This is a genomic window from Archangium sp., from assembly GCF_057119385.1.
Window position 1 is genome coordinate 78,941 of sequence record NZ_DBNGVP010000116.1, and the last position, 13,096, is coordinate 92,036.

Genomic DNA, 13,096 nt, shown 5'->3' on the forward strand with positions numbered 1-13,096 from the left:
GCAAGCCGGGCGCTCGGGCAGGCACGAGGGCCAGCCATGGGATCGGGTCGTTGCTTCGTGTTCCGACTCGATTTCAGATGCCCGGCGGGCAGCGCTGAAACGGCGGAATATGAGGAGCCAGGTGATTTCGGGATACGGCCTGCGGGAGAAGCTCTTCGAGAGCCGGCACTCCCTCATCTACCGGGCCGTGCGCGAGGCGGACGGGCGCCTGGTGGTGCTCAAGCTGGTGCACGCGGAGTATCCGACGAGCGAGCAGCTCGCGCGCTCGAGGTACGAGTTCCGGATGACGCGCCAGGCGCGCGGCGAGGGCGTCATCGAGGCGCTCGCGCTGGAGGAGTTCCGGAATGGCGTGGCGCTCGTGCTCGAGGATTTCGCGGGCCGGCCCCTGTCGGAGCTGCTCGGCGCCGGGCCGCTGGAGCTGCGGCGCTTCCTGGACATGGCGGCGCGCCTGGCGGAGGCACTCGGGGGGGTGCATCAGCGGCGCATCATCCACAAGGACCTCAACCCCTCGAACATCCTCTACAACCCGGACACGGACACGCTGAAGCTGATTGATTTCGGCATCTCCACCGAGCTGTCGCGCGAGGTGCCGACGCAGGTGGGGCCGCGGGTGCTGGAGGGGACGCTGCCGTACATCTCGCCCGAGCAGACGGGGCGGATGAACCGGGCCATCGACTACCGGACGGACCTGTATTCGCTGGGCGTCACGCTGTACCAGCTGGTGACGGGGCGGCTGCCCTTCACGGCGGCGGACCCGATGGGGCTGGTGCACGCGCACATCGCCCAGGTGCCGGTGCCTCCGCACGAGCTCGTCCCCGCGGTGCCGGTGGTGGTGTCCAACATCATCCTGCGGCTGTTGGCCAAGCGCGCCGAGGAGCGCTACCAGAGCGCCTTCACGCTCCGGGCGGACCTGGCGCGGTGCCTGGAGCGCCTGGACGGGCGGGGAGACATCACCGAGTTCCCCATCGGGTGCAACGATGTGCCGGACGTGTTGCGGCTGCCGCAGCGGCTGCACGGCCGCGAGCGCGAGACCCAACTGCTGCTCGAGGCCTTCGAGCGCGTCGCGAGCGGGGGCAAGGAGCTGCTGCTGGTGGCGGGCTACTCGGGCATCGGCAAGAGCGCGCTGGTGCACGAGCTGCACAGGCCCATCGTCGAGCGGCGGGGCTATTTCATCTCGGGCAAGTTCGACCAGTTCAACCGCGACATCCCCTACGCCTCGCTCATCCAGGCGGTGCAGGAGCTGGTGCGGCAGTTGCTCACCGAGCCCGCGGAGGAGCTGGCCTGGTGGAAGGAGCGGCTGCTGGAGGCGGTGGGGGCCAATGGGCAGCTCATCATCGACGTCATCCACGAGGTGGCGCTCGTCATTGGCGAGCAGCCGCCGGTGCCGGAGCTGTCGCCGACGGAGGCGCAGAACCGTTTCAACCTGACGTTCGAGCGCTTCTTCCGGGTGTTCGCGGACGCGGCGCACCCGCTGGCCATCTTCCTGGATGACCTGCAGTGGGCGGACCTGCCGTCGCTGAGGCTGCTGGAGCGGCTGATGACGGACGCGGAGACGCGGCACCTGCTGCTCATGGGCGCCTATCGCGACAACGAGGTGGACGCGGGACATCCGCTGCTCGTCACCGTGGAGGCGATGCGCGAGCAGGGCGCGAGGGTGGGGGGGATCTCCCTGTCGCCGCTCGGGAGGGAGGACGTCATCGGGTACCTCGTGGACACGCTGCAGTGCGGGCGGGACGAGGTGGTGGCGCTGGCGGAGCTGTGTCTGAAGAAGACGGGGGGCAATCCGTTCTTCCTGGGGCAGTTCCTGCTGTCGCTGCACGAGCGGGGCGAGCTGCGTTACGACACGCGCCCAAGCCGCTGGCAGTGGGACGACGCGCGCATCTCCCGCATGGAGATGACGGACAACGTGGTGGACCTGATGGCGGGGCGCATCCGCGGTCTGGCCGAGCCGGTGCAGCACACGCTCCGGGTGGCGGCGTGCATCGGCAACGTGTTCGATCTCCAGACGCTCGCGGTGGGCCTGGGTGTGCCGGCCGCCGAGGCCGCCACGGCGCTCTGGCCCGCGCTGAAGGAGGGGCTCGTCCTTCCACTGGATGGCGCGTACCGGTTCGCGGAGGAAGCCCAGGGCGTCACCTACCGCTTCCTGCATGACCGGGTGCAGCAGGCGGCCTATTCGCTCATTCCTCCGGAGCTGCGGGGCGCGCTGCACTTGCAGGTGGGCCGGCTGCTGCTGCGCGGGGCGAGCGAGGCGGAGCGCGAGGAGCGGCTCTTCTCGCTGGTGGGCCACCTCAACGCGGGCTCCCCGCTCATCGAGGCACGGGAGGAGCGGGACGCGCTCGCGGAGTTGAACCTCGCGGCCGCGCGCAAGGCGAAGGCGTCCACCGCGTACGCGGCGGCGATGAGCTATCTCCAGAAGGGCATCGCGCTGTTGGGGGAGGACGGCTTCCAGCGGCGGCACGCATTGGCCATCGAGCTCCACCTGCAGGCGGCGGAGGTGAGCTATCTCAACAAGGAGTTCAACCGCATCGACCTCTACGCGCGGGAGGTCCTGGCGCACGACGAGGACGTGCTGTTGCGGGTGAAGGTGGCGGAGATCCGCATCCAGGCGTTCAACGCGCAGAACAAGCTGGGAGACGCGGTGCACACCGCGCTGGGGATTCTCGAGGTGCTCGGCGTCCGTTTCCCGGACACGCCCACCGAGGCGGATCTCCTGAAGGCGGTGGGCGAGCTGGACGCGGCGTTGGCGGGCAGGCCCATCGGTGCGTTGCTGGAGCTGCCGGCGCTGACGGATCCGGTGAAGGTGGCGGTGCTGCGCATCCTGGCGACGACGATTCCGACGTCGTACCTGTATGACCCGAGGCTCTTCCCGCTGCTGGCGGTGAGGCAGGTGGCGTACTCGGTGGCGCACGGCAACGCGGGCCCGTCGGCGAGTGGCTATGCCTCCTGGGCCATCATCCTGTGTGGAGCGCTGGGGCGCATCGACGACGGGTACGAGTTCGGCAAGCTCGCCTCGCGGGTGCTCGCGCGCTACGACGCCCGGAACTACGAGGCCCGGACCGAGTACATCGTCTCCTGCTACATCGCGCACCACAAGGAGCACGTGCGCCGCAGCGTGCAGGCCTTCAAGGACATCTACCGCACGGGGCTGGAGACGGGAGACCTGGACTTCGCGAGCTACTCGCTGGTGTCCCAGGCCACGCAGCTCTACCTGGGGGGCGTGGAGCTGGCGCAGGTGGAGCAGGTGACGGCGAGCAGCATTCCGGCGCTCGTCCAGCTGCGGCACGAGCCCGCGCTGAACTACACGCGGGCGGTGCGCCAGGTGGTCCACAACCTGATGGGCCGCGTGGAGGAGCCCACCCGGCTGGTGGGCGAGGCGTATGACGAGGAGACGATGCTCGCCTTCCACCAGGAGGCGCGGGACTCGTATGGCCTGGGCAGTGCGTACCTGTGGAAGCTTCAGCTGAGCTTCCTGTTCGGCCGCCGCGCCGAGGCGCTGAAGCACGCGGATGCATTGAGGACGCAGCTCAACGGGCTGGTGGGGCAGTTCCAGGTGCCCACCGCGCTGCTGTTCGGCTCGCTGGCGGTGTTGGCGAACCTCCCGGACGCCTCGTTGGAGATGCGGGGGCCCCTGTTGGCGCGGGTGGAGGGGAACCTGGAGCGGCTGAAGATGTTCGCGGCGCACGCGCCGATGAACCACGCGCACAAGTACGCCCTGGTGCGGGCGGAGCGGGCGCGCGTGCTGGGCGAGCCGGAGAAGGCGCGGGAGCTGTACTACCAGGCGATGGCCCTGGCCCACGAGAACGAGTACCGGAACGAGGAGGCGCTCGCGGCGGAGCTCTTCTCCGAGTTCGCCTCCAGCCGGGGGGAGCTCGAGCTGGCGGGCCTGTTCCTGGAGAAGGCGCACCACCTGTACGGGCTGTGGGGCGCGAAGGCGAAGGTGCAGGAGCTGGAGCGGCGGCACCCGGAGCTCGCCGCGGTGGTGATGGCGAGGCACCACGCGCGGCGGATGGACACGCGGCAGACGGACACGGTGAAGGAGCTGGAGAGCGTGGGCTCGGCGCTCGACCTGTTGTCGGTGCTGAAGGCGTCGCAGGCGCTCTCGGGCGAGGTGCACCTGGAGGGGCTGCTGAAGAAGTTGATGGGCATCGTGCTGGAGAACGCGGGAGCGCGCCGGGGCCTGTTGATGGTGGAGGGCGAGTCCGCGCTGGGCGTGGTGGCGGGCCCTGGTGGAATCGAGCTGGTGCACGAGCCGGTGGAGCAACGGGAGGACGTGTCACAGGCGATCGTCCGGTACGTGCACAGGACGCATCAGGCGGTGGTGCTGGGAGACGCGGCGAAGAGCGGGGCGTTCATCTCGGACGCATACGTGGCGAGGCACCGGCCGAAGTCGGTGCTGTGCCAGCCCATCCTCCACCAGAAGAAGCTGGTGGGAATCCTGTACCTGGAGAACGAGCTGGTCTCCAACGCCTTCTCCCCGCAGCTGCGGCAGGTGTTGGAGCTGTTGTCGGCGCAGGCGGCCATCTCCATCGAGAACGCGAAGCTGTACGAGACGCTGGACAGCCGGGTGAAGGCGCGGACGCGGGAGCTCTCCGACGCGCTGGAGCGGCTGAAGGAGACGCAGCGGCAGCTGGTGGTGCAGGAGAAGCTGGCGTCGCTGGGGATGCTGACCTCGGGCATCGCGCACGAGCTGAAGAATCCGCTCAACTTCGTGAACAACTTCGCGGACCTGTCGGTGAAGCTGGGCGAGGAGCTGGTGCAGGAGTTCACCGGGCAGAAGGAGCGGCTGACGCCGTCCAGCTACGAGTACCTGAGGGAGCTGGTGCAGGACCTGCGGCAGAACGCGGTGAAGATCCACGAGCACGGCAGGAGGGCGGACGGAATCGTGAAGGCCATGCTGCAGCACTCCTCGAGGCCGGGGACGGGGCAGCGGCAGCCGGTGGACGTGAATGGACTGGTGCGGCAGTACACGGTGTTGGCGCTGCAGGGGCGGGGAGAGGGCGCGGCCAGTGGGGTGAAGCTGGAGACGCACTACGACGAGTCGCTGGGGGAGGCGGAGTGGGTGGCGGATGAGATTGGCCGGGTGATCATCAACCTGCTGGAGAACGCGCTGCACGCGGTGCAGGCGCGCAAGGCCCGGGAGGGGGAGGGCTACACGCCAGTCATCTCCGTCACGACGCGGGCGGTGGGAGACCGCATGGAGCTGCGGGTGAGGGACAACGGGACGGGAATCCCCGTGGCGCTGAGGGAGCGCATCTTCAGCCCGTTCTTCACGACGAAGGCACCGGGGAAGGGGACGGGGCTGGGGCTGTCGCTGAGCCACAACATCATCGTGCAGGCCAACGGGGGCACGCTGACATTCGAGTCAGAGGAAGGCCGGTTCACCGAGTTCGTGGTGACGCTGCCCCGGAAGGCTCCGCCGCCGGCCTCCGCGCCCCAGCGGACGGCCTGAGGAGCCTCCGTCCGCCTCCCTAGCGGTTTCTCCCTATGTGGGAATCCAGCCGGGCGCTGTGTATCCTGCGCGGCCCATCTCGGTGATTTCCACCTGTGTGAAAGACGAATGACCCTGTTCCGGCACCCCGAGGATCGAATCCCCGTCCTGCTGTTCGCGTGCGTGTTCGCGCTCGACCTGACGGTGTATTTCATGGCGAGCAGTTGGTGGCTGCCCATTCTGTGGTTTGGCATTGGGATCATCCCCAAGGGGTGGATCAGCGCGTGGAACCACCACCACCAGCACCTGAACATGTTCCGCCACGCGCCGCTCAACCGGCTGCTGGAGATCGTCTTCGGCTTCCAGACGGGGGTGACGTCCCATACGTGGTTCCTCCACCATGTGGTGGGCCACCACGTGAACTACCTGGACCAGGGGAAGGACGAGTCACGCTGGAAGCGCGGCGACGGCAGCACCATGGGGGAAGTGGAGTACTCGCTCACCACGGCGCTGACGGCCTATCCGCGGGCCTACGAGGTGGGGCGCCGCTATCCCAAGGCGCTGCGCATCTTCCTGGTGATGGGCGGGGTGCAGCTCGCGCTGCTCGGCGTGCTCTTCTGGCACAACGGGTACAACGCGCTGTTCGTCTTCCTGCTGCCCATGGCGACGTCGCTGTACGTGACGTCCTGGGCCACGTACTTCCACCACGTGGGGCTCGAGACGCGGGAGCACGCCGAGGCATCGTACAACATCCTCCACCGGGGCTACAACCTGATGACGGGCAACCTCGGCTACCACGCCGCGCACCACGCGAAGCAGGCGCTGCACTGGTCGAAACTGCCGCAGCTGCACGCGCAGATGGCCAAGGACATCCCCGCCGCGCACTACCGTCAGCCGGGCATTCCCTTCGTGTGGAGTGGCTCGGAGGAGAAGCTGGAGCTGACGGACGAGCAGGTGGAGGCGCTGGCTCGTCCGACGCCGTGAGCGCCTACTGGGCGACGGTGAGGTCCAGCACGGTGATGGACCAGGGCGGCAGGAGCACCTGCAGGCTGCTGCCCGCCTGGAAGAAGGACTTGCGCTCGGCGAAGCCCGAGGGCTCTCCGGCGTAGCCCAGCACCCGCGCGTTGGAGACGTTGCCGCAGCCCTTGAGCTCCACCTGGGTGCTGCGGGCGGCGTCCGGCTCCAGGTTGAGGGCGATGGCCACCACGCGCTTGCCGTCACCGCTGCGCGAGGCGAACAGCGACATGCCCTGCGAGTCCGCGCCCTTCTCGAACCTGGAGGGCACGTAGTTGTCCTGGAAGCGCCCGCCCTTGCCGTCGAAGTTGCGGAAGGCGCGGAACGCCCAGAAGGCCGGGCTGCGGTTGGGCGGGTAGGTGAAGAGGAAGGCCGAGGTGAGGTTGTACTCGGCGAAGCGGCCCAGGGCCTCGGCCTGCGCGAGGCCTCCGCTCATGTGCCCCGTGGCGCCGAAGTTGTACTCGCCGATGGAGACGCCGCGGCCCGGGTAGTTCTCCGCCACCCAGCGCTTCATGCGCGGAATGAGCTCGACGGAGTCGTCGATCCACGACTCGTCCTTGTACTTCGGGTCCCACAGCGCGCGCGTGGAGCGGATGCGCCGCGCGGACGTGTCCGGGTCCGTGGCCCCGCGCTCCTCGAAGCCGATGCCGTCGCCCTGCGGGTAGAAGTGCAGGTCCAACACGTCGAGGACGCGCGTCCCCGTCTGCTTCTCGTGCTCGGCGAGCTTCTTGAGGTACCAGGCGATGAGCGGCGTGTTGCCGTGGGCCTTGCGGTCCTTCTTGTTGCCGCCCGGAGCCATGTCCGCGGCCGAGTTGAAGTAGTTCGTCCACCCCCACTCGGCGGGGCCGGCGATGAGGCCCTCGGGGTCCGCCTGGCGCACGGCGGTGCCGTAGGCGATGGTGCGCTCGAGCAGCTCGTCGTAGGTGACGGGCTCCGGGTGCACGTCCCGATGCGTGGTGTTCCAGAGCATCGGCTCGTTGTCGAGGATGTACATCTGCACGCCGCGCCCGCGCGTCTTGTCCTTCTCGCGGATGGAGCGCACCCACTCGTGGATGAAGGCGGGAGGCGCCTCGACACTCGTCTGGGCGGGGGGCAGCGGCGTGAGGCCCTCACCCGAGAGGGCGATGCCGTTGCCGGCCTCCGTCACGTCCGGATCCATCTTCTGCTGCGCGCCGAAGAGGGACTTGGGGAAGGAGACGGAGGAGGAGTCCTTGGCCACCCAGCCGAGCATGGGCACGGTGAGGGCGGACTGGAGGCCGCGCTGCTGGTTGGCCTGGAGGAAGCTGTCGTAGGTGTACTGGGGGCTGGTGCCGAGGACGATGTTGCGGAAGAAGTAGTCGTTGGCCGTGTTCCAGACGTTGCCCAGCTTCCAGTTGTAACGGGAGGTGGGGTTGCCGCCCCAGCGGCGCGCGGTGGCGCCGAGCTCCCACTGGTGGTTGTCCTTGAGCTCGCGCAGGTTGTTGAAGGCGATGCCGTAGATGAGCGGGCTGATGGGGTGGCCGGGCTGGGTGCAGTCCACCACCACCTTGGACGTCTTCGCGTCGCCGAGCGCCACGCGGCCACCGCCCACGGCGGAAGCGTCCGGAGGGCCGGGCTGTCCACCGGCGGTGACGGGGATGGTGCCCACGTTGGCGCTGGTGACGAGCCGGGCCAAGCCCACCTGGTTCAGCTCCACCCACTCCGCGTCCACCTTCTTGTGCGCGCGCAGGACGATCTGCGTGAAGGCGTGCTTGTCCGGGTTGAGCTGCTCCATGGGGACGAACACCTGCGTCCAGTCGCCCTCGCGCGCGGTGACGTACGTGTCCGACAGCTTCACGCGGGGAAAGAGGACCTCGCCCTCGGTGTCCAGCCGCAGCTCGAGGAAGTCCCCGAAGCCCGAGGGCGCGCGGTAGCGCAGCGCCACGCCGCCGTACTCGCCGCCCAGGCCCTTCTTGTGGAGGATCCACCCGCCCAGGTTGGCCATGCGCAGCCTCGCCGGGGTGGGGCCCTTCAGCTCGCGCTCGGACCAGCCGCGGTCCTCCCAGCCCGGCTGCAGGCCGTTGTCATAGGCCAGCTCCACGGGCTCCACGACGGCCCGCGCCGCCTCGCCCGGCTGCTGCGACTGCTGTTGCACGAAGGCGGTGCCATCCGCGGGCGTCATGCCACCGGGCGCGGTGAGGCCCACCTGGTCCATCTCCACCCAGTCGTTGCCCACCTTCTTGTAGGCGCGGATGACGATGCGGCTGAAGGGCACCTTGTCCGGGTTGAGCTTCTCGAAGGGGATGAAGAGCTGCACCCACTCGCCCTCGCGGCGCGCCACGTGGCTGTTGTCCACGCGCACGCGGGGGAAGAGCGTCTCGCCCTCCGAGTCCAGCCGCACCTCGAGGAAGTCGCCGAAGCTGGAGGGCGCCTTGTAGCGCAGCGCCAGGCCGCCGAAGTCACCCTGGATGCCCTTCTTCTGCAGCATGAAGCCACCCAGGTTGGCCATGCGCATCTTCGCGCTGCCCTGGTGCTTTGGATCGCGCTCGGACCAGCCCTCGTCCTTCCAACCCGCTTGCAGTCCACCGGCCCACGCGGGCTCGGTGAGCGGGGGGATGTTGTAGACGCCCGAGGGCGAGGACGGCGCGCCCTGCGAGGTGGCCGCCTCGGAGGTGTTCTGCTTGCAGGACTCCAACAGGGGCACGCACAGGGACACGCCGGCCAGCAGGGCCGCGCGGGCCCTCCTGCCATGCCTGAAACCCACGTTCCAGCCGGACCGCCGCATCACTCGCCGTCCACGTCCTTGCGGGGGATGATGCGGGCGGGGATGCCCACGGCCACGCTGTCCGGGGGCACGTCCTGGAGCACCACCGCGTTGGCGCCGATGCGCGAGCGGGCGCCCACGGTGATGGGGCCGAGGATGCGCGCGCCGGCTCCCACCCACACGTCATCCTCGATGACGGGGTAGCCGTCGTCCTTGGCGGTGCCCACGGTGTTGTTGCCGTAGAAGCGCACGCGGTTGCCCACCTTCGCGTCGCCGCCCACCACGGTGCCCAGGCTGTGGACGAAGTACACGCCGCTGCCCAGCTCCACGTCCTTGCCAATCTCCACGCCGAGCACCGCCGTCTGCGCCACGCGCAGCGCATGGTTGCCGAGCGGAATGCCCAATCCGAGCGCGGCCTCGCGCAGCCGCTGCAGCGCCAGCACCCGGTAGCCGTCCGAGGTGAGCACCATGGCGGCCACGGCCTTCAGGCCGGGCTGGCCGTACTCGGACTTCGCCACCTGCAGCGCATCCTCCTTGAGCGCCCGGGCCAGCTTGAGCACCTGGCCGGGCCGGCCGGCGGTGAGCGCATAGCGCGCCACGTGCTTCGCGGCCTTCGGGAGCGAGCCCGCCTCGGTGCGAGCGCCGCGCAGGTACTCCATGGCGTACGTCACCGAGGTGCCCATGAAGGCGGCCTTCTTCAGGCCGGCCTTGTCCGCCAGCTTCGCCGCGGCCATCACCGCCTGCGTCACCGGACGGGTGGCCTCGGGCGCCACCACCGCGGCGGCCAGCAGCGGCCGGGCCAGCGGATTCATCTCGAAGAGGTAGCGCCACGGATCCACCTGCGGCACGTCCGCGTGCTTCGCCGCCACGCGCGAGTCGAAGATGCCGTAGCGGTGCGCGCGCTTCAGCCACTTCTCGAAGCTGGTGTGATCCGAGCCGTGCAGCACGTACGCCTCGGTGCAGAACTCGAAGCGGCAGCCGGCCTTCTCCAGGCGCACGCCCAGTTCAATATCCTCGGACTGGCCCAGGCTCTTGTCGAAACCCCCGGCGGCCACGTAGTCCTCGCGGCGGAACGACACGTTGCCGGTGAAGAGCTGCCAGCCGTGGGCGCGCCGCTTGGGGCCGCTCATGCTCGCGGCGATGCGGTTGTTGAGCCACGCGTACCACCGCTCGAAGAGCGGCATGTCGGAGATGGCCGGATCCGGACGGATGCTGCCGATGACGACGTTGCGCGAGCCCTTCGGGTGACGCGCCAGGTGCCTGGCGAGGAAGTCCTCGGCCACCTGCATGTCGTCGTCGGTGATGAGCACCACCTCGCCGCGCGCCGCGAGCACGCCGCGGTGACGGGCCGCCGCCGCACCGGCGTTGGCTTGCGTCTCCACGCGCAGGCTGAAGGGCAGCGTCAGCTTCTCCAGGTGGGGCGCCACGGGCTCGCGCGAGCCGTCATCCACCACCACCACCTCGAAGTCCGAGGCGGGCAGCGTCTGCCGGGCGAACTGGCCCAACAGGCGCTGGATGAGGTCCACGCGGTTGTAGGTGGCAACGACGACACTCAGCCGCGGGCGCGAGGCCACGGGCCGAGGTGGAACGGCGGCGCCAGAGGCGCCGTGGGCTGCGCTCATTTCTTCGGAGCTCCGGACGTGGGCTGGAGGGTAACGCTTCCGAGGAAGCGCTCCTTCCCAATCAGGTCCAGCGTACGGCGAGCGGAGGTGTAATCCGAAGTGCCGAGGGAGACGCACAGCAGCGCCCGCTCGGCCGCCAGGGCGACTTCCAGGCCCACGGGGTTGGCGACCACGGAGTCCAGCAGCACCACCACCCGGTCTCCCTGCTCCACGTAGGCCATCATCTCGGCCACCACGTGCTGGGCGGCGCCGATCTCCAGGCCCTCGGCGTCCAGGAAGTGCACCGGCGTGCTGCTCTGCTTGTTGGCCACCTCGAGGATGGCCTGCACCACCTGCATTCCGGAGCCGCCCTCGTGCGAGGGCACCACCACCAGCGACGACCACCGGCCGCGCTGGTTGAGCATCGCCCACAGGTGCAGCAGGGTGCTGGACGGGACGCTGCTGGTGCTCTTCTGCTGCTGAGGCGCTGGCTGCTGCTGCTCGACGACCTCGGCCGTCCCTTCCCCGGTGAGGGCAGGGGCGGACGGAGACGCAGGGGCGGGCTGCTGGCGGTTGCCTCGAATCACCGACAGCGGCTGCACCACGCGCCGCTGATCCGGTGGGTTCGGACCACCGCCCCGGGAGCCACCCTTGGTCTTCTTGTCGTGAGGCTCGAACATGGGCAAGGCCATGTTACCGCGTTGCCGGGCGTTTGGCATCTCGGAAGCGACGGGGCTCTGGCCCTGACTGTCGTATTTCCGTGGCCTCTTCGGTTTGCGGTGCGGTATCATACCAGATTTCCTACGGGGCTGGCCGTTTTCTCAGGCGCCGAGACTTCGTTTCGCAGGCGTTGGGCGGTCGGCCACGCATTCGTCACCGTGGCGAGCTTCCCCGCACACGTCGCGGCCATTGCCACCAGGATGGTGCCCAGCCAGCTGATGGTGCCCATGTCTCCGAAACACTGGTTGGTATAGGCCACAATCACCGACATCGCCACCAATCCTCCCGCGCGGGCTTCCGGCTCGTGCGCCCGGTGGTAGGCGCGGACGGTGAGGAACATGGCGATGGACACCCAGCTCCACAAGCCCGAGAAACCGATGATTCCTCCGAAAGCGAGCATTCCCAGGACGGAGTTGTGGGGGTGGTACAGGTAGTCGGCGAAGGCGTGGGAGATGTCGGGCAGTTTGATCTTCTCGAGGAAGGGATGCCCCCAGCCGGTGCCCAGGATGGGGTGCTGCTCCCAGGTGTAGACGACGTCGAGGTTCTCGATGTCGCGGTAGTCCATCTGCCCCTTCTGGAGGTTCTCGCCCTCCACCAGCGACTTGAAGACACCGACGATGCCGAAGATGCCGGTGGGGTTGGACCAGCCCACGGCGAGGTAGAAGGGGAAGAGCGGGGCGACGAAGAGGCCGGCGCGGGTGGCGTAGCGCTTCACCTGGTGCCAGGGGCTGACGGCGTACGCGGCGATGAGCGAGAACGTGAGGCTCACGTACGCCAGGCGCCGGTCGTTGTAGTGCATGCCCATGAAGATGACGGCGCACACCCAGACCATGCGCCAGAAGTGCTTGCGGAGGGGCTGCTCCATCCACGAGGCGATGACGCACATGAGGCCGGTGACGTAGAGCACCGTGTCCGAGTGCGTGGTGGCGTACTCGTGGTACAGGCCGCGGGGCCGGGCGATGGTGAGGATGAAGAAGGCGCCCATGAATGCCTTCACGCAGCAGCCCACGATGACGATGCGGCCCACGGTGCGGAAGTCCTCGGGTCCGCGCAGCGCGACGTTGAAGAGCGCCACCAGCAGGGGCAGCGACATCATCTGGTGCCACTGCCACTTGGCCACCACCGAGTTGCCGCCGTTGATGTAGATGCCCCACAGCTGCAGCCAGAGGATGGTGGCCGGCACGGCGAGCAGCCCGAGGACGAGCGGCCTGGGCAGGGGTGGCGTGGGCGGACCGTCGATGGTGATGCCCATGGCGCGCCGGTAGGCGTTGAGCCCGAGCAGCCCGACGGTGGCCACGTCGATGAGGGGCAGGGACATGCCCGGCTTGGTGAAGAGCAGCAGGCCGGGGAAGTAGAGGGGGGACTGCCAGTGGCCCTCGTAGGGCACCTCGGTGACGAGGTCCACCGTGACGGCCATGGCGAAGATGGCGAGCGCCAGCGTGCGGATCTTCTGCTGGCACACCCACCACCCGCCGATGACGGCCGCCACCGGCAGCATGGCGACGGCCGGAGCCAGGACGAGCAGCCCCAATGTCGCCAGCGCCAGGACGGCCAGCGACGCGTAGAAGACGAGGGGACGGGAGAGGAAGTCCTGGATCATCGTCCGGAGCG

General features: G+C 68.9%; 6 protein-coding genes. 2 read left to right on the forward strand and 4 right to left on the reverse strand.

Annotated features, from left to right (window positions below; genetic code table 11):
• Nucleotides 1-121: 121 nt before the first annotated feature.
• A complete protein-coding gene (locus AC16DP_RS27885; RefSeq protein ID WP_329731541.1) occupies nt 122-5,449 on the forward strand; it encodes a trifunctional serine/threonine-protein kinase/ATP-binding protein/sensor histidine kinase in 5,328 nt (1,775 codons plus the stop codon).
• Between the two features lie 108 nt (nt 5,450-5,557).
• Nucleotides 5,558-6,412 carry a fatty acid desaturase family protein gene (locus AC16DP_RS27890; RefSeq protein WP_329731542.1) on the forward strand — a complete coding sequence of 285 codons (855 nt, stop codon included), beginning with the start codon at nt 5,558-5,560 and terminating at the stop codon, nt 6,410-6,412.
• A 4-nt stretch (nt 6,413-6,416) separates the two neighbouring features.
• Here the strand turns inward: AC16DP_RS27890 and AC16DP_RS27895 are convergent, their stop codons facing one another.
• From AC16DP_RS27895 to wzy, 4 genes are all read right to left on the reverse strand, one after another.
• A complete protein-coding gene (locus AC16DP_RS27895) occupies nt 6,417-9,185 on the reverse strand; it encodes a glycoside hydrolase family 44 protein (protein ID WP_329731575.1) in 2,769 nt (922 codons plus the stop codon).
• Nucleotides 9,185-10,786: an exopolysaccharide biosynthesis glycosyltransferase EpsD gene (epsD, locus tag AC16DP_RS27900; protein ID WP_329731543.1), complete on the reverse strand. Its 1,602-nt coding sequence runs from the start codon at nt 10,784-10,786 to the stop codon at nt 9,185-9,187. The genes AC16DP_RS27895 and epsD overlap by 1 nt, the downstream gene beginning before the upstream one ends.
• Nucleotides 10,783-11,445 carry a hypothetical protein gene (locus AC16DP_RS27905; RefSeq protein ID WP_329731544.1) on the reverse strand — a complete coding sequence of 221 codons (663 nt, stop codon included), beginning with the start codon at nt 11,443-11,445 and terminating at the stop codon, nt 10,783-10,785. Before AC16DP_RS27905 ends, epsD begins: the two co-directional genes overlap by 4 nt.
• A gap of 107 nt (nt 11,446-11,552) precedes the next feature.
• Nucleotides 11,553-13,085, reverse strand: coding sequence for an exopolysaccharide repeat unit polymerase (wzy, locus tag AC16DP_RS27910; protein WP_329731545.1), 1,533 nt, complete (start codon nt 13,083-13,085; stop codon nt 11,553-11,555).
• Nucleotides 13,086-13,096: the final 11 nt, after the last annotated feature.